We start from the raw sequence: 21,786 nt of genomic DNA, 5'->3' as shown, positions 1-21,786 counted from the left end.
CGCCATATAGCACTCAACTTATTAAAGGCAGAAAAAACTTCTAAAGTTGGTATTAAAACCAAACGTCTCAAAGCTGGTTGGAATGAAACATATCTGCTAAAAATTTTATTGGGCACGTCGTAAAAACCAAGAACTACATAACACTATGGTATTTATTAAGTTTTTAATGCGATTGCCCTGGGGGTATGTGAGTAATTATACAGCAACTCTCGGTCAATCTTCCAGACCTTGTGAGGCTACAAAAGAACTCTGAAAACCAGTCGTTTTTTACTTGTAAGTCATTAATTTTAGGTTGTCGAAAATACCAAAATTTAGTACATCAGCAAGCTTGTTTTGACGGCCTTTAGACCTTCCAGGTTTTGAAAACCTGAAAGGTCTTGGTCAGGCGCACCCGTCATTATAAAATTGGCGATGTACTAGATTATTTTACAGGTTCTTGTAATATGGAATAAAAAATCACCATATGTAGTGGTTTTACGGATACAGATAATGTAACCATCAGCACAATAATCAATCCGAACGGGAATTGCTGGTAATGATGTTGGTCAAGAATCCATCAGATGTTAGCCTGATAACAAGCGTTCCCGGTTACCTCATAACCCATTGATAAAGCCGGTTGTATTTTTGCAACTTAGTGTGTATTAATATTGTAATATAGATTTAATATCAATTTGTTACACGAATTTAACCGGGAACTGCTGGCCTGATACACAGGTAGTCGAATATAGAGGGCTCTGCTGACGGGGTGATGGTCTTTATTTATTATTTTAATTATAAGTTCAAAGAGTTATCAGTTATTTTATTCCATTTCTTTATACAAAGGAGAATAATAATGACCACAATATACTGGGCATCTCATGCAAAATATAAAATTTTACTCTTATACCTAATTGTATTATCTTGTTGTGTATCAGGAGGAGGTAGAACTGTATATGCAGAATCCTTGGATATTATATTATTGCCAATCAGTAAAGTAGTACCTCAGAAAATTCAAGCCCTAATGGATGACTCTTATGAAAATTTTGACATCCTATTACATCAAAACTTAAAAAATACAAAAAATGGTATAAAAAACCTGAAATTCCTTGCACAAGAATCTCCTCTGGATTATTTCAATATAACCGATAAGGAGAAACAAATTGCTTGGCAACGACTACAACAATTAGCAACAGATAAAAAACTGGATCTTATTTTATTTGGTAGTTTAAATGGTGCGCAAGATATTGATTCTATTGATATGTCCATAGGGATTTACTGGACTCATGAACAGCATGTATATTCCACAATAAGGAACCAAATAACTAAAGCTCAGTTATTACATTTAAAAAAGACTAAAAACTTAGATCAGAAAATTATAAACAGTATTTTAGATACCTTGAGTGATTTAAAATGGCACAAAGCTCAAATACAACCCAAAAGCCAGAAATCAACTAATACAGCAATTAAAAATTCAACACAAACTACACCTCAAAGAGTCCAGGAAGCCTTAGCCTATATAGAAGATTTTGCAGAAGAATATGCCCCTCCTCTACTCTTACCTCATTATGATCCTCTGCAAACTCCACAGCAGCTTAAACAAAACAATAAACAGATTAAATCTCCCTTAAAATTTGATATTGATTCCTTTTCATTAATTAATATATATAAATTAGCTTATAATCAGGGGCTTTATATCTACCCATTTGACTCATCTTCTTTTTTCGCTGACAAAAGAGATCGCAGGGAACATGCTGAAGCAATTAGACAAATTATTCAATATAATCCTGGTATGAAAAAATCTGAATTACAAGTCAATCTAGCTAATGGCCGAAATAATGCTCATGCAGTTCATATCCCTAGAGATCAAAAACCAGAGGTTCTTTTTAGAAGCTCATGTTATATGAATGCTTTGATTTCAAAGCCCTTGGATATACACCATCAAAGTAAAACTTACAAGTTATGCTTTGAACCCAGTTTTTTACTTCCTCCAGGTTATTCATGTAAAAAGGGATCTACAATGAGTAGTCCTAAGTTTTTACTCAGAACTTATAATGAAATAAAAAATGAAATTGCTGATTTAAATCACCGCTCTAGCGTTTTATGGGATATTCCTACAATAGAAGAATTGCTTGTATTAGTAACACATCATAAAAAACTTATTTTTCCTACCATCAAACCCTGGCAATCCATAACTTTTTGGAGTAAAACAAGCTCTATGGACGGTAGACGCTTATGGGTTGTTACTATGCAATTCCGTGAGTTAACTAAAGGGCATTGGGGATATACGCCTTATATAGAGGCTAAGGAAAAGAGTGCAAATGATAAAGCTTATTTACTCCCTGTACTGGGAAGTAATGAGTGTAAGTAACTACTAAATAAAAACGGAGAATAATAATGGCTGAAATATACCAAACATCTTATATGAAATACAAAATTTCATTATACCTAGCTATATTAACTTATCTTATATTAGGAGGCAGTAGTGTATATGCTGCACCTTTGAATGTTGCATTATTACCCTTTATTAAAGAAGTGCCTCAGCAAACCCAAATGCTCATGGGGAATACTTATGATAATTTTGATACACTATTGCATCAAAACTTAAAAAATACAAAAAATGGTATAAGCAACCTGGAATACCTTGTACAAGAAGCCCCTCTGAATTATTTCAATATACCTGATAAGGAAAAGCAAGCGGCTTGGCAACGGTTACAACAATTAGCAACGGCTAAAAAATTAGATATTATTTTATTTGGTAGTGTGCATGGCACACAAGGTATAGAGCCGATTTACATGTCTGTAGGGATTTATTTTACTTATGAACAGCGCGTATATTCCATAATACGGAATCAAATAAATAAAACTCAGTTATTGCATTTAAAAAATACTAAAAAATTAAGCCCCCAGATAATAAACAGTATTTTAGATGCCTTAACTGAATTAAAATGGCATAAAGATCAAATACAGTCTAAAGGTCAGGGCAATAACAACCAGGGCAATAACCAGGGCAATAACCAGGGCAATAACCAGGGCAACAACCAGGGCAATAACCAGGGCAACAACCAGGGCAACAACCAGGGCAATAACCAGGGCAATAACCAGGGCAATAACCAGGGCAACAACCAGGGCAATAACCAGGGCAACAACCAGGGCAACAACCAGGGCAACAACAACCAGGACAACAACAACCAGGGCAACAACAACCAGGGCAATAACAACCAGGGCAATAACCAGGGCAACAACAACCAGGGTAATAACCCAATACAAACTGATGTCCAAGAAGCTTTAGAGTATATGGATGACTTTGCAGACGAATATGTTCCTTCTCTGCCCCTACCTTATCCTTATGTTGCGCCTAAGCATAAGCAGCCATCAAAGACACCGCAGCAAGTCAAACCAAATAAAAATATGACTAAACAGACTATGCAGCAAAAGCCCTTTGATAATGATTTTTTTTCATTAGTAGAGGAATATGATTCAAATAGAATCACTTTAGAAGCAATATTTTCTTTACTGTATGAACATTCTTTGCATATCATTCCAAAGTCAAACCCTATGCATCAACAGGCTATTACAACCGTAGCCCAGAAAAAAAATATACAAGCTCAGGAGTTACGAGATTCCCTGGAAAATAAAAATAGAACACAAATGGATTATATGTACAAAGATTCATGTAATATGAGAGGGATTATATCTGTACCATTAAAATCAAATGGCAAGGAATATAAAATCTGTTATGACCCCACCTATATTATTCCTGAAGGAATTGATTGCATTGCGGGAAAAAATATAATTGCGGGCAAAATGTTACCAAGAAAGCATAATGATATTCAAGTACTCCTTGATGATCTGAATACAAATTCAAATTTTAAGAACTGGAAACTGCCTACTATGGAAGAATTATTCATGCTTTCAAATTATGCATTTGATATTGAGTTTCCACCTTCACCCTCTGCTGGACAAAATATTCAATTCTGGAGTTCACAAAGTGACAAAAATCAACAACAATGGGTATTAAACATCAAAGTACTCAACCAGAAAAATAGGTTAACTATTCACCCTCAACCAGACGCTAAAGCCTTGACTGATTCTGCTTTTATGCTACCTATCAGAGAATGTCCTGAACTGAAAAGTGGTAAAGGAAACCCATAATGTATCCTGTCTTATTTCAAGTCAGTGATTATATTATTTATACTTATGGTGCGGCAATGGTGTTAACATTTTTTGTTTGCTTGCCGCCTATATTATATTTTTTTCCTCGAAATATACTTACTTACTCTGACATATATAACTTTTTTCTAATCATTATTGTTATTCTTTTTTCGAGCCAGTTTATATCACTCCTAATTATGCAGAGTTTTAATTTTACTGATGCTATTGCAGTATTTCATTTGCGTGGTTTTGGTGGATTTTCTTCTTATCCTGCTTTAATTGCTACATTCATTGCGTTCTACTTGTATTGCCGGATATACAATATCCCTTATTTGCGTACATTAGATTTCTTATTTCCTTATGCTATTTTAGCACTTGCCATACAACGGATCTTTGGCTGTTTTATGGCAAGTTGTTGCCATGGTCAACCTACAGAATTACCTTGGGGGGTATTATTCCCGGATACATCTTCTGCTGGTAAAATTTTTCATCAGTTAGCGATTCACCCCACACAATTATATTATGGAATAACAACTTTTTTAATCTGGGTGTTTTTACTTACCTATAAGAAACGATATAAAGATAGTTGGAATGGAGAAATCACAGTCATGGGGCTATCTCTATTGTCAATCACCTATTTTTTTATTACATTTTTACGTGGAGATATAACACCTTATCCTACAATAACAAATCTCACATCAGGGCAGTATGCAGCAATTGGGATTTTTATTCTCAGTGTATTAATTTTCACCAAAAAAAGTAGTGTAAAGTAATCCTAAGCACTTCAAGCTTATAGTTTCTCAGAAATTAATTTTCCAGTATTTTAGAGTGCTGAAAGGTCTTATAAAATTAATATTGGCTGATAAATATCTGAAAAACTATAATCATTATTACATAGTCATAGCTTTCTTTTTATAAATCTTGAGTAAATTAGGATAACTACTGTAAAGTGGGTGTGCCTTAGTTATATATTTTGAACTAGGCTTAATTGCCATAATGGTTTCTATAAGTTTTACAAGAAGCTCTTTATCTTTATTAAAAATAAAGACATCACCTCCTTGGCAGAAGCTAAATAAAAGTATATTTTCCTTTCCATTATAGCAAATACTAATTGAATTCTCGCTAGATGGGATAAACTTAATGTCTTTTTCATTATCGATAAGTTGAAGTAATGTACTACCATCTAAGTATTCATCAATATATGTTTCCACCTTGCTCCTGGTTTCATTCATGAGATTATTATATTCTTCTTCAAATTCAGTCATTTTATAATCAGACTCAGGTGCTCCAACTAGATTGACAATATCAATTAAATCCTGCTTAAATGTGGAGGACTGAATAAAATCTTCAACATTAATGCGATGATTTTTACTGAGTACAGTTTTGATGCGAGCTAACTCATCAGCAGCACCAGGCATATTACACAAACCAAAATAACAGAGTGCTTGATTATTTTTTGGGTTGCGATACAGTGTAATAAAATTCCTTTTAAATTCTGAAGAGTCCAAGATAGCTACACCTTGGTCAATAAAATATTGAAGTCTAGCAATAAAGCTTTGTTCTGATTCATTGGTGACTACTTTTCCATATTTCCAATATCCTTCAAACTCACCTCCATCTGCAAAGGTTAAAGTGCCTTTTCCATGTTGTTGATTATCTTTCCATTCCCCCCTATACACATTGCCACTGGGCCAATAATAAACTCCATAGCCATTTTTTTTCCCATCTTTCCAAGATCCATCATAAGAACTCTGATCAGGGTAAATATAAACACCTTTGCCATTGCGTTTACCACAGACATAATATCCTTTAAAGCTAGCCCTACGTTTATATGTTTTTTCTTTATATTCTGGCTCCTGTTGCGTACAGGCGTTATTTGAAGCTAAAAATAACACATCTGCAGCAACAACAGTATAAATACAGCTTGAGCCTAATAATGTAAATAAAAAAATAATTTTTTTCATAGTTTTACCCCTTGTAAGATATATAATATACCAAGTTTTTAAAGACAAAATCCAAACCAGCCTCTTAAGATTTTATAATTTTTTTTAGTTTAGCACTACTATTCTATTTTCCCATTTTTTTATAAAATTATTTTTCTTTTATAAAGGAGCATTATTAATGAGCGAACTCAAAGCCCTGTTATTTGATGTTGATGGCACCTTAGCCGATACCGAGCGGGATGGACACCGCGTGGCATTTAATCAGGCATTTGCCGAGGCGGGTCTGGATTGGCACTGGTCGGTGGAAAAGTATGGGGACTTGTTAAAAGTCACCGGAGGTAAGGAGCGGATGAAACTTTACCTCAGTGAAATTCCCAAAGCAGAACATCCGGCAGCGGCAAAAACCGATTTGGATGGCTTTGTTGCTGGCTTGCACCAAGCTAAAACCCGGCACTACACCCAATTGCTCGCAAGCGGAAAAATCCCCCTGCGCCCCGGTGTTTTACGCCTGCTAAAAGAGGCCCGTAGCGCAGGCATCAAGCTGGCGATTGTTACCACGACCACCCCGGAAAACGTCACCGCCTTATTAAGCTACAGCCTCTCACCAGAGTCACTGGATTGGTTTGAAGTGATTGCTGCGGGTGATATTGTGCCAGCGAAAAAACCAGCGCCGGATATTTATACCTATACCCTGGAAAAAATGGGACTGAGCGCGGCAGACTGTCTGGCACTGGAAGACTCTGACAATGGTTTGCGCTCATCTTTAGGTGCAGGCATAAAAACCCTGGTGACGGTCAATGATTATACCCAGAATCATGATTTCAGCGGTGCAACACTGGTATTAGATCAACTGGGAGAAGCTGACCAGCCATTTAAACAAATTGCGGGTAAGCCGGTTGATGCCACATTTGTGGATATGAACCTGCTGCAAAGTCTGCATTCAAACCAAATAAGCTGAACTCGACATCAGGTTTTTTATCCAAAAATGTTGAAATCCAGCACGTACTATCAACAATTCAGCATGAGATGGAAGCTGTTTTCAGTGCCTTAAGTGCTGCTCAAGCTTACGTTGAACTCAGGTTACAATAATGAAAGCTCTGGTACGTTTTTCACTGGCTCAGGTTGTCTTTTACAACCTGGTTTTTGTATTCCTCATTGTCGCCGGGGCTTTTGCGCTGCTCAGTAGTCCGGTTGAGCAGTATCCCAATGTTAATTTTGGTGAGGTACTGGTTCACACCTACTTTCCCGGAGCCTCGCCACAAGATGTCGAAAGTTTAGTCACCAAAAAAATTGAAGATGCGCTGGAAGATGTGGCGGACGTGGAGTTTATTGAATCCACATCTTACCGGGCGCGTTCAACTATCCACCTGAAATTCATTGATGACAGCGATTATGAGCGACTGTATGGCGAGTTGCGCTTTAAAATCCTGGGTATGCTCAATGAATTGCCCGATAGCGTAGATCCCCCCAGCATTGAGTTAATTGAAATTAATGATGTGGTACCCATGGTGGTGGTCAATCTCAAAGGTGAGCGCAGTAATCGTGCCTTGAGCCTGATGGCCAAGGAAATTAAACTGAAACTGGAAAAAATTTCAGGCATAAAACAAATTAAAATCACGGGTGAATATATCCGTGAATTTCATATTTTTTTAGACAGGGAAAAACTCACCGCCCTGGGTTTGACATTTGACGGCGTGGCGGCAGCACTGGAGCGTGCCAATTTATCCATTCCCGCAGGAAATTTTAGTAATAGCGCAGGGGAATTTGTGGTACGGGTGGATGAGCAATTTCGCTCCCCGGAACAAGTGTTAAACACCGTGCTGCGCCGCGATGGCGACGGCGGCTTTATTCGCCTTGCTGATGTTGCCAGTCAGGTAAAAGCAGGCTATAGAGATCCTCTGGTAATTTCTTCGGTGAATGGCGAAGCTGCGGTAGCCCTGCAAGTTATTAAGGCCAACGCGGGTAATGCGCTGACAATCATAAAACAGCTTAAAGCCATTACCGAAGAATTTCAGCCGATGCTGGCAAAAGAGGGCGTCAGTACGGTACTGACCCAGGACTCTACGCTGCGGGTCAAAGATGATATAGAAACCCTGGGTTATAACATGCTGCTGGGTATTATACTGGTGGCATTATTAATCGGCTATTTCATGGGCTTGCGTAACGCAGGTCTGACCGTAGTGGGGATTCCTTTTGCCTTTTTGGTGACATTGCTGATCATGTATCTGACGGGTAATTCACTTAATCAAATCACCTTGTTTGCTTTTGTTTTAGTCAGCGGCATTGTGGTTGATGATGCCATTGTGGTGCTGGAAAATATTTACCGTCATGTCGAGACCGGGCAGGAACTAAAACAGGCGATTATTGATGGTACCAGCGAAGTGATGCTGCCGGTGCTTGCCGCAACCTCAACCACGGTCGCCGCATTTTTACCACTGCTGATTATGACTGGTACCACCGGGGAATTTTTTGCCCAGATTCCAATGGCGGTCAGTTTTGCTATTGTGGCCTCTTTATTTGAATGTCTGCTGATTTTGCCCATTCATTATTTTGATTATGGCCCAAAGCCCAAGCTGAGTTCTGAAAATGTAACCCAAGATACAAAAGCATTGTCTCAGAAACAAGATATTGCCGCAGAAATTGCCGCAGAAGTGGCAGATGATAACCTGTTTATGCGGGTGGCGCGCCGTATAACGGAAACCATGATTCAACTGACTTTGCGTTTTCGTTTCACCAGTTTGTTTGTTGTTTTTATCGCATTTATTGCCGCTGTGAGCATTATGGGTTTATCCCTCAGCGGCACCGTGCCTTTAATTCGCATCCAGTTTTTTCCCGATGATTACAGCCTGTATTATATCGACTATGAAGCGCCCAGCAGCGCTTCTATTGAGCAGGTTGCGAAAGAGATGGAAGCGATGTCACGTTTTGTGATGCAAGATGGCGCAGGCATGGCAGAATCTGCGGCTGGTTTTGCCGGTTTTAAACTCAACGAAGATTATCAGGAATTATTTGATAGCAATATTGGCATGGTCATGGTCACACTGCCACCACGTAACCAACAGCATTTTGCCGATTATCCAAGCAATGATCCGCTTAAACATCTGGAATGGATGCAGCAACGCATCAAAGAAAAATTTGATAAGCCCGGTTATCACATCGAATTACGTCCCCAGAAAGATGGCCCGCCTACGGGAAAAGCACTGAATGTGCGGGTATTAGGCAATGACAATCAGGCCATCACCGGACTGGCAGATAATCTGTTACAGTTTTTACAAGAAGATCCGGAAATTGCACCACATCTGGTCAATCTTGAAGACAGTCGGGGCCGCCCGAAGCGGGTGTTGCGCTTTCACGTCAATCAGCAGGGCAGTTATGAATATAACTTATCCCCCGCGCAGGTGGCGCAGCTTTCCGCCAGTGCCTTAGATGGGCGTTATATCGGTAAATACCGCTTTGATGATGAAGAAGTGGATATGAAATTACGCATCAATCCTGCGCAATTACAACAACCCGGTGATGCCCTGCGCATTCCGCTGATTGAACACGCCGGTGGTGCAGTGCGCCTGGAAGATGTGGCAAGCCTGGCAAGCGTGCAGGAACCCGGCTACCTTAAACGTTACCAAGGTCAGCGGGTTATCAGTCTCAGCGCCAACTTAAAAGCCAATGTGCCAACTTCCACGCCAGTGATAGTCAAACGCATTGAGCAGTATTATGCCAACATCCGCGAGCAGTATCCCGGCGCAACTTTATTATTCGGCGGTGCGCATGAAGACACCAAGCGCTCGTACACCTCGCTGGCTTATGCATTTATCCTGGCAATTCTCATCATGTATGTGATTTTGGCAACCCAGTTTCAGTCTTATCTGCAACCGTTGATTATTCTATCTGCCATTGTCTTTGCTTTGATTGGCGTGGTGTTTGGCAAGTTGTTAACGCAATCACTGTTTACGGTGAACAGCTTCATTGCCATCATCGGCGTGACCGGGGTAGTGGTCAACGATTCACTGGTGCTGGTGGATTTTATTAATAAACGTTATCGCGCCGGGGCCAGTCGCCGCGCTGCCATTGAAGCGGGTATCCGCATCCGCCTGCGCCCGATTTTATTAACCACCTTAACCACCACCCTGGGGCTGCTGCCTATGGCATTTGGCATTCCTTATTATTCCCTGGTGTGGGGTACGATGGCTTCAACCTTTGTTAATGGTCTGGCAACGGCAACCATGCTGACACTGTTTATTGTGCCGGTATTATGGAATTTACTGGAAGGTGCGAAACTGCGTTTTTCACGCAAGCAACAAATTAACGGCAGTGAATAAAAATACTAAGGAACATCAGGTAAACAATCATCCAGATTGCAACTCCGCATTCTGCGCCACAATCGCCGTGCCTTGCTCATCCAGTTGATGGCTTAACTGGTTGGAAACGCTGCTGAGCAGGCTGTGCAACAGCATTAAGGGAATTGCGATAATCAAACCCAGGGCAGTGGTGAGCAGGGCTTCGGAGATGCCGCCGGACATCAGCCGGGGATCGGCACTGCCCATCAGGGTGATGGTTTGGAAGGTGTGGATAATGCCGGTGACTGTGCCTAACAAGCCCAGCAGCGGAGCAATTGCTGCAAGTACGCCGAGGCTGTTCAGGCCGCGCCGGAAACGCGGCAGTTCGGTAAGAATGGTTTCTTCTAGCTTTAATTCCAGGGTTTCTGTATCCCAGTGGGTGCGTTGTTGATAGGTTTTTAACAGCCGACCCAAAGCGTTATTTTCCCGTACCTGCTTAGTCTGTTTGAGTTGCCTGCGCATTTTCTGGCGCTCCAGCAATAATACCAGCAGACGCTCCAAAGCCAGTAGTAAACCCAAAGCACCCACGCCTAAAATAATATAACCAATCACCCCCGCCTGCTGGAGCCGGGTTTGCCAGTCCGGGCTTTGCACTTCCATCGCCAGCAAACTGCCGCGCGAGGGATCCAGCCACATCTCTGCCGGTTTTGTGCTGTTTTGTGCATTTTGTACAAATTTGTGGGCTAACAGGCCAAAACGCGCGGGTGGTTGCCGCGCCAGTTCTACCAAATGCCCCGTTTCCGGCAGATAGCGTAAAAAGCGGCCTTGTTCTGAAATCGCAGTAAACAGACCAATACGAATCACCTGCTGGGTTTGGGCTTCACCATTGGGCGTTATCACCTGAGCCTCAAATTGCCTGACCTGACCGTTTTCCACCATTTCTTCCAGCAGATTGTTCCAAAGCTGGCGGATTTCGGCTAATGTGGGTACCTGTTCAGTATCGAGCAAGGCTTGCAGTTGTTGATTGCGCTTGGGAAATTGCGCGCCAACCAGTGAATCACTAAACGGGGTTTGCAGTTCTGCGGCAAGTTGTCGGATTTGACTGAATACAGCTTGTAAATCCTGGTTTTCCTGTTGAAAAAGCTGGCGCTCCTGTGCCAGTTGTTGCTGTTTTTGCGTGAGTTGGCGACGCAGTTGTTCACCCTGCTGACGCAGCTCATCACGCTCGGCTTTGGCTTGTTCCAGCAGTTGTTGTTGTTGCTCGCGCTGCGCTAAAAATCGGGCTTCGCGTTCGCTGTTGGCCTGATTTTCCTGTTGCTGCGCCTGACGTACATTTTTTAATAATTCAGTCAAGGTCTGGATAGCTGGCGCTGTGGTTTCCGCAGCTATCACACCATGCCAAAAGCACAGACAGAGACTTATCAAGACAATGCTTTTATTCATGACTGACAGCTTCTTCGCGGATGATTTTTTCACTGGCGATGTCTTCCGGGGCAGCGGGGCTGGGGGGCATCGGACGGGGGATAATGAGGCGTAATAATTGTGCAGGCATTTGTTTTTTAGCGATACGAATCGCTTTGTCGATATTGTCCGCTTGTTGTGCATTCAGTGCTATCCAGTTTTTTCGCGCGGCATCCCAATAGTGCGCCTGCTGCCCATCAAGACTGAGGCGGTATAAAGCCACCCGCCCCAGGCGTAAAAACTGGCTAAGCTGTTCCACCTGCTCACCGTCTGCCAGCGTTGCCGTCCAGGTTTCCAGGGCGCGACCATATTCCATTTCCACCTGCCAGGCTTCCAGCATACGCCGGTATTTTTCAGGCAATGGCGTGTCGTTATTATCTAATAATTCACGCAAAGCTTTCAGGCGTAACTGGCGCTCTTCAGGTAAAAACGGTAAGTCCAGCCTGACAAACTGCGTCAACACCGCGTGCATTTCTTCCAGCATGGGCGAGAGTTGCTCACGGTTTTGAGCAATGCGCTGTTGCTGTTGCGCTAAGTCGGTAAAAGCTTGTTGCTGGCTGAGTTGTTGGCGTTGCAGTTGCTGATTCCAGACTTTTAAGCGTTTAATTTCAGCATTGACTTGTTGATATTCATTGAATAAAACCTGGGTTTCATCATCGAGTTGCTCGACCTGCTGCTGGCTGCTACGGTTGGCCTGTTGTATGTCCTGCTGGGTTTGCAAAGCGGCATCCAGCACTTGTTCTGGAGCCTGGGTTTCGCTATTTGCGTGTGCCAGCGGGGCAAGACTGAATAAAATCAGGCCACAAAGTGGAAAAAATATTGGTTTCATAAGCTGAGTTCGATATCAGTTTTTTTTAAGCAAAAATCATTCAGCTTACTCATAAAAAAACATCGCATCGCCATAACTGAAAAAACGGTATTGTTCTGCCACCGCGTGACGATAAGCCTGCATGACTTCCTGGTAGCCGCCAAAAGCACTGACCAGCATCAGCAAGGTGGATTCCGATAAATGAAAATTGGTGAGCAAGGCATCCACCACCCGGAATTGATAACCGGGCTGGATAAACAAGCGGGTATCACCTTCAAAAGGTTTGAGTTCGCCATCAGCCGCCGCGCTTTCCAGCGCGCGCACGCTGGTAGTGCCCACTGCCACCACCCGTCCCCCGGCGGCTTTGGTGGCCTTGACCTGTTCGCACACCCTTTCGGACACGCTCAGCCATTCCGCGTGCATTTCATGCTCATCCAGATTATCCGCCCGTACCGGTTGAAAGGTGCCAGCACCCACATGCAAGGTGACAAAAGCCTGCTCAATACCTTGGGCGCTCAGGTGTTCCAGCATGGCCTGGTCAAAGTGCAAACCCGCTGTTGGCGCAGCCACCGCACCATCACAACTGGCATAAACGGTTTGATAGCGGTTTTTATCTTGTTGCTGGTCAGCGCGTTGAATATACGGTGGCAGCGGGACATGACCAAATTCTGAGAGCAGGGCGCTCAGTGGTGTGGCAGCAGGGCTGGATAATTTAAATAAAGCCCCTTCACGGCCCTCAACCCATAAGGATTGCGCCTGTTGTTGGGTATTATCCAGAATAATTTCAGTGCCGGGTTTGGGCGATTTACTGGCGCGCAGATGTGCAAGCGCCTGATGTTCGCCTAATAAACGCTCAATCAGGATTTCCACCTTGCCACCGCTGGGTTTATGAGCAAACAAACGCGCCGGAATCACCCGGGTGTTGTTTAATACCAGCAAATCACCGGCTTTCAACCAGTTGGGCAGGTCGGTAAAGTTTTGATCCAAAATCGCACCCGTATGCCGTTGCAGGCATAACAAGCGGCTGTCCGTGCGTTGCTGGGCCGGGGTTTGCGCGATAAGTTCGGGGGGTAAGTCAAAATGAAAGTCAGTCCGTTGCATGGCGTGTATTTTAACAGAATGCTGGCTTACTGGGAACGCTACCTTATAGACAGCAAAGTGATAGTACACCACCAAGCTTATTTTAATGGAGGAAGTGCAGATCTGACAGGTTTTAAAAACCTGTCAGGTCTTTGGTATGAAGTCCGACAATAGAAGGTTGCTGATGTACTAATTTTGGCATTAAACGCCTGCTGGCTCAGCAGGTGGTTGTTTAGGTGTCTTCTCATCAGGTGTTGCTGATTCAACCGCCACAGGTTCAAGCGCTTCCAGCTCACTGTGCTCGTCAATCTGTTTGCTCAGGGCATCTTCCGGGGTATACAACAGGGTCGTAATATCTACCAGTTTTTGTGAAATACGCAAGGCAGCCGCGCTGTCATTCATTAATGAAGTTGCCATATCATTACTGATTTCACCTTCCAATACCAGTTTATCAAGCCGCCCACTCAGCAATACATCAAGCTCTTCGGCTTTGAGTTTTTGCAGTGCCTGTTTTTCTATATGAGTTTCCGCTTGCTCGGCGGTGGCGATATGATGAATGCTGCGAATAATCTTTAAGATATGACGGCGCAGAATATTATACTCGCGGCGGATGCTCAGGTTATCCGATGCCATATAATGTTCAATATTATCATGCAGAGAGTTCATTTGTTTAACTACCTGAACCAGCATTCTATCGGCAATCAGAATATTACGAATTATCTCAATTTTTTCTTGCTCCAGGGTAAATTGACTTTGCAGGCGCGTGGCATAAGACAAAATACAACTGTAAATGGTTTTGATTTTAGTATCGTAAAGCCGATCCAGATCCAGTGGAATGGTGTCGGGTGACTTCAGAATGTGTTTCAGTTTTTTTCCGGATTCCAAATCTTTGCGGTGTACATGCAGGCCATGTGCAATAGCCTGATATGCAGTGGTTTCCAATAAACGCAGGGACTCATCAAATAAGGCTTTAATGGCTGTTTGTGGGAATTTTAGTGATGACTCACTGAGAAAATGCGGTTCATCAATTTCGGTGGCTTTATCTGCAACGACAGGTACCACTTTTTCAACAATTTCTCTTATCCAATCAACAAAGCCAATCAGCATCAGGGTATTGGCGATATTAAAACAGGTATGAAACAGCGATAAAGCCACAGGGATAGTCGCGGTGGCGAGAAACGGTGAATCCTCACCCATTTGCAACATCAGCCACTCCATCGCATGTAAAATGGGATAAAACAGGATTAAACCCCAAATCACACCCAGCAGGTTAAATAACAAATGCGCAATGGCGGCGCGTTTAGCCTGATAATTAGCCACCAGCGCGGCAATATTGGCAGTAATCGTGGTACCGACATTCTGCCCCAGCACCATTGCCGCAGCCATATCAAAGGGTATCCAGCCTTCAAAACACATCAGCAAGGTTAAAGCCATGGTCGCGCTGGAAGATTGCACCACCAGGGTTAAAATCGTACCAAACAACAAAAATAATAAAACGGATAAAAAACCCTTGCTGGTATATTCGGATAAGAAAGCCAGTGCTTCCGGGTTATTGCGTATATCAGGCACGGAATCCTGCAAAAACTGCAAGCCAATAAACAGGAGGCAAAAACCAATCGTAAAATACCCCCAGTGCTGACGATTGGCCTTCTTTGATAAGCTCAATAAAAAACCAAACCCCAGTAACGGCAAGGCAAGGGCGCTCATTTTAACCTTAAAACCAAGTATGGAAATCAACCAGGCGGTGACGGTGGTGCCAATATTCGCCCCCATGATCACGCCGATAGACTCGGTTAAAGTGAGTAATCCGGCGTTGGTAAAGCTGATGACCATTAAGGTGGTGGCAGAAGAGGATTGAATAATGGCAGTGATGATAAAACCTGTGATGACGGCAAAAAAACGATTGGAGGTGGTAGTCGCTAAAATATTACGCATACGATTTCCAGCCAAGGCCATCAGCGCGTCACTCATCACTTTCATGCCGTAAAGAAACAGACTGAGCGCACCTAACAGGGTGAAAATATCGGTGAGTCCGTAGTTCATATTTTTCTGCTCAATTTTAGACTAGAATTTTATTAGCAGCTATCAGTATCTTCAAATGAAGCTACGCCAAACTCAGGTTAGTACAGGAATTATTATCATGTTTATTCATTTTTTATCAAAAAACAAGCTGCTTGCTTTAATCTGCTTGTTATTTTCAGTTTATTTTAGCAGCAGCAATGCAGCAGGACAGGCCGCCGTTATTGTCAGTGATACCCAGGTTGAACAAGGTGAATTATTAGGTGCTGACCTGGTATTAAACGGCAGCGGTACTTATGATGTGTACGTGGCTTTTTCAGCGGGTTTGCTGGGTACGGATTTGTATTTTTTCACGGATTCGGGTTTGCAGCCCTGGAATCCACAGGGCAATGCGCCTATCCCTTCGCCTTTGCGGACAAACTTTGATTTGTCACAGGCTATCAGCCAGCGCATTATTCCTTTATTTCCAGAACTTTCTCTGGCTGATTTTCCCGGTGCTTATATTTTTTATGTGGGTTTGACCACACCGGGGCAATTGGATTTTCCGGTATTGGATACGGTGCCGGTTATTATTGAATAAACGTTCAGGTTACAAACCCAGGCACGCATAATGTTTCGGGAAAACCTTGTCAGGCATTCCCGAAACAGAAATACTGCTGCCAATTTCTCAGCAGAAATTGGTATTACTGAACAATAATCCCCGTATATTTATGTAATTCCACATTTTCCAATGTATCCAGTAACAGGTTGGAACGCGGCCACTGGCGGTTTTGATACAGCTTAAACGTCAAGCTTGCCGTTTGCGGGGCGTGGGCATAAGCACCAACCAGCCATTGCGCGGTGGCAGAGGTTTTCGGTTTAACCCCGTCCAAATCAATCTGCCTGGGATACAACTCAGATTTCAAACTGTCATTATATGGATAGATAAACCAGCCTTCCGGCATGTTTTCCACCTTAATGCTGTAGTGGCGGGTGTTGCCACCATTGTTTTGCATCACCACATTCAGCAAAACGCCACGATTGCTGACCTCACTGAATATCGGATAGTGCAAATCGCCATAACCATCCAAATCATTATCAATGCCACCGTATACCTGGGTAATCATGCCCAGATTACCACCTGCGGACGGCCCGCTGTCGCTGCTGCTGAAGTAGCGATGGGTGTCCGGGGTGGTAATCTCGATTTCACCCGTATCCGGGTTAGAATGGATCAGGCTGATGAGCGCGGGATAAAGCTGCTCATTCAGAGCCGCCATATCCAGTTGCCCTTCCGCGCTGGACAATGCCGTATGCAGCAGGCCATCCAATACACTTTTACGGATTTCCAGCCGCAGCAAGTTGTGTGCGAACTCAAACAAACTGGCAGAAGCATTGATTTCCGCGATATGAGCCTGACGGATATTGCTTATCCATTCCCGGGGATTACCCCATTGCAGCGCCGCTTGACTGTCGCTGCTGCTGACGCCGGTAATGCCCAGTGCCGGTATGGTGGCTAAGGCAGCCGTATAACGGCGCAGCGGGTCTTGCTCGGTTGGCGTAAATTGCAGTGGCACTAACCCAAAATGAAGCGGCGGACTGATACCGATACCAACCACGCCATCAATCCATAAAGTAACCCAGCCACGCTGACCTTCCGGGCTGAGCGCGAAATAATCCGCCATATCAATATACAGCGTCATACCAATAAATTTACCCACACCACCAGAAATGAATGCCAGATATTTCTGCCCGTTTTGGTAAACGCCTTGCAAGTTACTTTGCAAAGTGTTGTACAGTATTTTTTCCAGTTCTGCTTTGAGTCCATCAAGCAAACTCACTGCGTCTTCCGTGCTGCGATAAGACAACAGTTCAAAATGACCGGGCAGGGTTTCTTCAAATTCAAGATTGATCATCCCTAGACCCGGTACATCCACGCTGGGTATCCAAACCCGGTGATTATCCGGCAAATACACAGCGATTTCTTTCAGAATTTGTTTGGCATCCGGTGGTAAGGCTTTACTTTCACCAATAGTCAGCGTAAAACGCGGCGGCATACTGCCAACTTCCCAATACAAGACGGTTTCAAACAAACCCGCACCCGGTACCTGAATTGCGGGGACTTGCAGCCGTTGTGTTTCGACATTAAAGCTGCTGGATTGCGGCTGGGGCGTTTGAATATCCACAAAAGCGGCGATTATGGATTGCTGTTGGTGATAATCCGTCACCGTTAATACAACGGCATAATGCCCGTCTTTGGCATATTCATGCAGCGGACTGATTTCAGTTGAATGCTGCACATCACCGAAATCCCAATCAAAGCGCAACTCATTACCCGTGCTTGCGCTGGCATCAAACTGAATGCTGCGCCCGCTTTCCGGTGTATATTGAATTGTTGCGGTAATCGGCTGCGGTGGCACTGGCGGAATTTCAAACACCGGCATAAAACGCTGGCTTGCCATCAAATCATCAATATTGTCGGCATAACCCACCCAGAATTGAATACCGGCATACAAGGCATCCAAACCGTCCAGTGAAACCTGGAAGCTCAGATTTTCCTGTAAGGTTTTTTCAACAAAAGGAAACAGCGGATCACAAGGCACAAACTCGGTTTTTTCCGGTAATTGCAGCGCACAAGCCCAGCTATCCTGATAACTTGCGGCAATATAAATATTGCTGCGGGTGTTATAGTGTTCCGCCTGCGGTTGTAATACCACTTCCAGAATATCCCCCGTGGCATTTTGCAACAGATGGGCGCTGGCTGACCATTGCGGCGCGCTATCTTCACTGTGAATGGTGACTTGTATGCTGCCAGGTTCTCCGATAACTGCGCCAGTGACATTATTGAGCATCACTGTAAAACGCTCATCTTCTTCAACTTCGTCATCATTGATAATCGGTACAGTGATAGTTATCGTCCCGGTTTCCCCATCAGCCCAAAATAGTGTGGTATTAACGGTGAGGTAATCCTTATCAACTTGTGCAGAACCGGTGAAACTATCGAAACTGTTACAAGAAACTTCCACTGCACCAGCCCCGGTGCCGGTGCGGCTGACTGCCAGATCCAAATATTCTGTTGTTTCATCCACGCTATAACTGCTCTGGACAAACTGTAGCGTATCCAAAACCAGCACATCATTGTCCTGAATATCAACATAGGCAGAAATGATACTGCCTAATATTGCATTATCTGGATTTTGTAAATTCACCAGAAAATGTTCATAGTTTTCAATGATGGCATCATCTATCAGGGTGATGCTAATGCTTTGCGGTTCACTGTCACCGGCAACCCAGTTCAGCGTACCACTGGCAACTGCCTGAAAATCTTCTCCGGCAAGCGCATCAGCATCCTGTATGTCGTATGCCACAGCAACCGCCGTATCATAATTACCATCATCTGCACTGCGCGTGACCCGCAAGACCACTTCACCATCACCCTCCCCGACTTGATAGCTCGCTTGTGCAAACTGCAAGATAGTGCTGACAGGGTTATGGTCGAGTATGCTCACTTGTACGATATTGTTTTCCCCTAACAAGACCTGCTGAGGATTCAACAGACGCACACTGAAATCTTCATCACCTTCTACCACGCCATCATCAGCAAGCGTGATACTGAAACTTTTATCCGTGTTATCACCATCCGTCCATTCCAGTCGCAATGGCACGGCTTGTAATGCTTCATAATCTTCCGTAATCACGGCAGTGCCATCGATTAATTCATAATCCACGCTGAGCGCACCCTGGAAAGTACCGCTGCGGCTGACCGTCAAGGTCAAGATGCCCGTGCTTTCATTCACCTGGGCTTCGTTCTGGGTGAATTGCACACTATCGGTGAGTGCATCATTGTCGCTGATGTCGATATAGGCTTCACGATGACTGCCCAGTGTTGCCCCGCTGACATTGCTCAGTTCCACCCAGAAATGTTCCGAATCTTCGGGAATGCCATCACTGAGTAAAGGCACGGTGATGGTGCGGCTCGTAGCATCGCCATCAGCCCAGCTTAATGCACCGCTGGCTGGCGTGTAATCCGAATTGGCAACCGCATCAGCATCACGGCTGGCATAAGATACCGCCGCCGCGCCATCTGCGCCATTAACGCGGACGACATGGATAACGGCCTGCCCGCTTGCTTCGTAGACCTGATATACGGCCTGCTGAAATTGCAAAGACCCTGCTTGATGCTCATCATTTTCAATAATGGTCACCGTGGCTTGCAAAGGGCTGCCATTTTGTGCGCCATTAATGTTTTCCAGTTTGACCAGAAAGGTTTCATTAGCTTCGACCAGGCTATCATCGTGCACCGGCACATTGATGGTTTTACTGGTACTGTCACCATGTGACCAGGCCACGCTCTGATTAAGCGCTGTATAATCACTGCCTGCGGTAGCGGATACCGACTCGGTGCGAAATGTTGCCGTTGCCTGACCATCAGCACCATCCGTGCGTAATACCGTGATAGAGACGTTACCGGCATTTTCGATAATACTGTAACTTGCACTGCCTAATTGCAGACTACCAGCAACCGCATCATCGTTATCAACAATTAAAATCTGGGCCATTAAAGGCGTACCAATGACTGCGCCCCCGGTTGCATTAACCAGGGCATAAGCAAAACTTTCATTGCTTTCAAAATCATCATCATTAGTGATGGGGATCTGGAAACTCTTGTTGCTGCTGTCACCATCGGCCCAGGATAAGCTGCCACTGACGGCGGTATAATCCACGTCAGGCGTTGCAGCACCGCCAACTGCGGCCTGATAACCCACGCTGACCTGATTATCGCTGCCCCCCGTGCGGCTGACCTGAATGCTTAAAGCACCCGCGCCTTCATTGATACTATAATCTGTCTGGGTAAATTGCAGCGAACCCGGCAGCGGATCATCATTATCGATAATGGCAATGCTGGTTATTGCAGTTGGCCCCTGCGTTGCACCACCGGAAGGAAAATCAGCAAAGCCATAAGCAAAACTTTCATTGCCTTCATGCGCACTGTCGTTAATGATGGGTACCTGAAAACTCTTGCTGCTGCTGTCGCCATCAGCCCAGGATAAGGTGCCACTGACGACGGTATAATCGCTGCCTGCATCCGCATCGCCACCAGTTGCCGCGACATAAGGCACGCTGACTGCGCCATCACTGCCATTTGTGCGGGTGACGCTGAGGGTGACGCTACCGGCGCTTTCATTCACCGTGTAACTGCTCTGGAAGTATTGCAAAACCCCGTGCTCTGGTGGTGGCTCATCGTCATCAATGATAGTAATGTTGGTTATTGCGGTTGCCCCCTGCGTTGCACCACCAGAAGGAAAATCAGCAAAGCCATAAGCAAAGTTTTCATTACTTTCCTCTAAGCTATCGTTAATAATCGGTACCTGGAATGTTTTTGTGCTGCTGTCGCCATCAGCCCAATTCAAAGTGCCGCTGACTGCGGTAAAGTCACTGCCAGCCGTTGCGCTGCCACCAACGGCTTTAATATAAGGCACACTGACTGCGCCATCACTGCCGTTAGTGCGCATAACGCCGAGGATGACATAAGCTGCGTTTTCGTTAATGCTGTAACTGCTCTGGAGATATTGTAAAACACCATGTTCTTGTGGCGGCTCATCGTCATCAATAATGGTAATTTGTGTAATCATCGGGCTTCCCAGCGAAGCGCCGCCAGAAGGTGAAGCAGCGAAGCCGTAAGCAAAGGTTTCATTGCTTTCATCTAAGCTATCATTGCTGATCGGCACCTGAAAACTTTTATTGCCGCTATCGCCATCAGCCCAATTCAAAGTGCCGCTGACCGCACTGAAATCACTACCGGCAGTCGCACTGCCGCCAACAGCTTTGACATAAGGCACGCTGACAGCGCCATCGCTGCCGCTGGCACGGCTGACACTGATTGTCACCGAACCGTTGTCTTCATTAACCGAATAACTGCCTGAAACAAACTGGATACTGCCTGCCGCAGCTTGTGCCACGCTGCTACTCCAAATCAGCAAGCATAATGCAGCGAATAAACAAGCACAAAATCTCAGCTTAAAATGGGGCAGCCATATCGGTAAAACAGATTTGAGATAAGCAAACATGAGATGCCCTCCCCATACTTTTATTG

12 protein-coding genes and 1 pseudogene are annotated in these 21,786 nt (G+C 44.2%); 7 read left to right on the top strand and 6 right to left on the bottom strand.

From position 1 onward, the window contains the following. From QUF61_RS05905 to QUF61_RS05890, 4 genes and pseudogenes are all read left to right on the top strand, one after another. Positions 1 to 123, top strand: a pseudogene (locus QUF61_RS05905) (ISAs1 family transposase); the annotation flags it as partial. A 709-nt stretch (positions 124 to 832) separates the two neighbouring features. Next, positions 833 to 2,347 carry a hypothetical protein gene (locus tag QUF61_RS05900; protein ID WP_103920495.1) on the top strand — a complete coding sequence of 505 codons (1,515 nt, stop codon included), beginning with the start codon at positions 833 to 835 and terminating at the stop codon, positions 2,345 to 2,347. Positions 2,348 to 2,373: 26 nt separating this feature from the next. Continuing rightward, on the top strand, positions 2,374 to 4,131 hold the full coding sequence (locus QUF61_RS05895; RefSeq protein WP_289680924.1) for an Lcl C-terminal domain-containing protein: 1,758 nt from the start codon (positions 2,374 to 2,376) through the stop codon (positions 4,129 to 4,131). Beyond that, positions 4,131 to 4,904 carry a prolipoprotein diacylglyceryl transferase gene (locus QUF61_RS05890; protein ID WP_103920496.1) on the top strand — a complete coding sequence of 258 codons (774 nt, stop codon included), beginning with the start codon at positions 4,131 to 4,133 and terminating at the stop codon, positions 4,902 to 4,904. The genes QUF61_RS05895 and QUF61_RS05890 overlap by 1 nt, the downstream gene beginning before the upstream one ends. Positions 4,905 to 5,021: 117 nt before the next feature. Here QUF61_RS05890 and QUF61_RS05885 read toward each other — a convergent pair whose 3' ends face one another. Then, on the bottom strand, positions 5,022 to 6,095 hold the full coding sequence (locus tag QUF61_RS05885; protein WP_103920497.1) for an MORN repeat-containing protein: 1,074 nt from the start codon (positions 6,093 to 6,095) through the stop codon (positions 5,022 to 5,024). Positions 6,096 to 6,252: 157 nt separating this feature from the next. Here QUF61_RS05885 and QUF61_RS05880 point away from each other — a divergent pair, with 157 nt between their 5' ends. Together QUF61_RS05880 and QUF61_RS05875 are read left to right on the top strand one after the other, a co-directional pair. After that, the gene (locus tag QUF61_RS05880) at positions 6,253 to 7,032 is read left to right on the top strand and encodes an HAD family hydrolase (protein WP_103920498.1); all 780 of its coding nucleotides are present in this window, start codon (positions 6,253 to 6,255) and stop codon (positions 7,030 to 7,032) included. 130 nt (positions 7,033 to 7,162) lie between these two features. Next, the gene (locus tag QUF61_RS05875; RefSeq protein WP_289680922.1) at positions 7,163 to 10,390 is read left to right on the top strand and encodes an efflux RND transporter permease subunit; all 3,228 of its coding nucleotides are present in this window, start codon (positions 7,163 to 7,165) and stop codon (positions 10,388 to 10,390) included. A 27-nt stretch (positions 10,391 to 10,417) separates the two neighbouring features. On the opposite strand, the gene QUF61_RS05870 is transcribed toward QUF61_RS05875, so the two are convergent. The 4 genes from QUF61_RS05870 to QUF61_RS05855 form a co-directional block, all read right to left on the bottom strand. Further along, complete coding sequence (locus QUF61_RS05870; RefSeq protein ID WP_289680921.1) at positions 10,418 to 11,791, bottom strand: MotA/TolQ/ExbB proton channel family protein; 1,374 nt, start codon at positions 11,789 to 11,791, stop codon at positions 10,418 to 10,420. After that, positions 11,784 to 12,638 (bottom strand): DUF3450 domain-containing protein, encoded by an 855-nt coding sequence (locus QUF61_RS05865; RefSeq protein WP_289680920.1) that lies wholly within the window; start codon positions 12,636 to 12,638, stop codon positions 11,784 to 11,786. Before QUF61_RS05865 ends, QUF61_RS05870 begins: the two co-directional genes overlap by 8 nt. Before the next feature lie 45 nt (positions 12,639 to 12,683). Next, positions 12,684 to 13,718: a tRNA preQ1(34) S-adenosylmethionine ribosyltransferase-isomerase QueA gene (queA, locus tag QUF61_RS05860; protein ID WP_289680919.1), complete on the bottom strand. Its 1,035-nt coding sequence runs from the start codon at positions 13,716 to 13,718 to the stop codon at positions 12,684 to 12,686. Positions 13,719 to 13,898: 180 nt separating this feature from the next. Beyond that, positions 13,899 to 15,740, bottom strand: coding sequence for a Na/Pi cotransporter family protein (locus tag QUF61_RS05855; RefSeq protein WP_103920503.1), 1,842 nt, complete (start codon positions 15,738 to 15,740; stop codon positions 13,899 to 13,901). A gap of 97 nt (positions 15,741 to 15,837) precedes the next feature. On the opposite strand from QUF61_RS05855, the gene QUF61_RS05850 reads away from it, so the two are divergent. After that, entirely contained in the window at positions 15,838 to 16,296 is a 459-nt protein-coding gene (locus QUF61_RS05850; protein ID WP_103920504.1) for a hypothetical protein, read from the top strand. A 103-nt stretch (positions 16,297 to 16,399) separates the two neighbouring features. Here the strand turns inward: QUF61_RS05850 and QUF61_RS05845 are convergent, their stop codons facing one another. Further along, positions 16,400 to 21,760, bottom strand: a complete 5,361-nt coding sequence (locus tag QUF61_RS05845) for a Calx-beta domain-containing protein (protein WP_289680918.1) — start codon at positions 21,758 to 21,760, stop codon at positions 16,400 to 16,402. Positions 21,761 to 21,786: the final 26 nt, after the last annotated feature.

The organism is Candidatus Venteria ishoeyi, from assembly GCF_030378065.1.
Lineage (GTDB): Bacteria > Pseudomonadota > Gammaproteobacteria > Beggiatoales > Beggiatoaceae > Venteria > Venteria ishoeyi.
This window is presented reverse-complemented; position numbering and strand designations above follow the sequence as displayed.

Bases quoted from the DNA above. Each gene is read 5' to 3' on its own strand.
- QUF61_RS05900 (WP_103920495.1), top strand. From the start codon at position 833: ATGACCACAATATACTGGGCATCTCATGCAAAATATAAAATTTTACTC.
- QUF61_RS05895 (WP_289680924.1), top strand. From the start codon at position 2,374: ATGGCTGAAATATACCAAACATCTTATATGAAATACAAAATTTCATTA.
- QUF61_RS05890 (WP_103920496.1), top strand. From the start codon at position 4,131: ATGTATCCTGTCTTATTTCAAGTCAGTGATTATATTATTTATACTTAT.
- QUF61_RS05885 (WP_103920497.1), bottom strand. From the start codon at position 6,095: ATGAAAAAAATTATTTTTTTATTTACATTATTAGGCTCAAGCTGTATT.
- QUF61_RS05880 (WP_103920498.1), top strand. From the start codon at position 6,253: ATGAGCGAACTCAAAGCCCTGTTATTTGATGTTGATGGCACCTTAGCC.
- QUF61_RS05875 (WP_289680922.1), top strand. From the start codon at position 7,163: ATGAAAGCTCTGGTACGTTTTTCACTGGCTCAGGTTGTCTTTTACAAC.
- QUF61_RS05870 (WP_289680921.1), bottom strand. From the start codon at position 11,791: ATGAATAAAAGCATTGTCTTGATAAGTCTCTGTCTGTGCTTTTGGCAT.
- QUF61_RS05865 (WP_289680920.1), bottom strand. From the start codon at position 12,638: ATGAAACCAATATTTTTTCCACTTTGTGGCCTGATTTTATTCAGTCTT.
- queA (WP_289680919.1), bottom strand. From the start codon at position 13,718: ATGCAACGGACTGACTTTCATTTTGACTTACCCCCCGAACTTATCGCG.
- QUF61_RS05855 (WP_103920503.1), bottom strand. From the start codon at position 15,740: ATGAACTACGGACTCACCGATATTTTCACCCTGTTAGGTGCGCTCAGT.
- QUF61_RS05850 (WP_103920504.1), top strand. From the start codon at position 15,838: ATGTTTATTCATTTTTTATCAAAAAACAAGCTGCTTGCTTTAATCTGC.
- QUF61_RS05845 (WP_289680918.1), bottom strand. From the start codon at position 21,760: ATGTTTGCTTATCTCAAATCTGTTTTACCGATATGGCTGCCCCATTTT.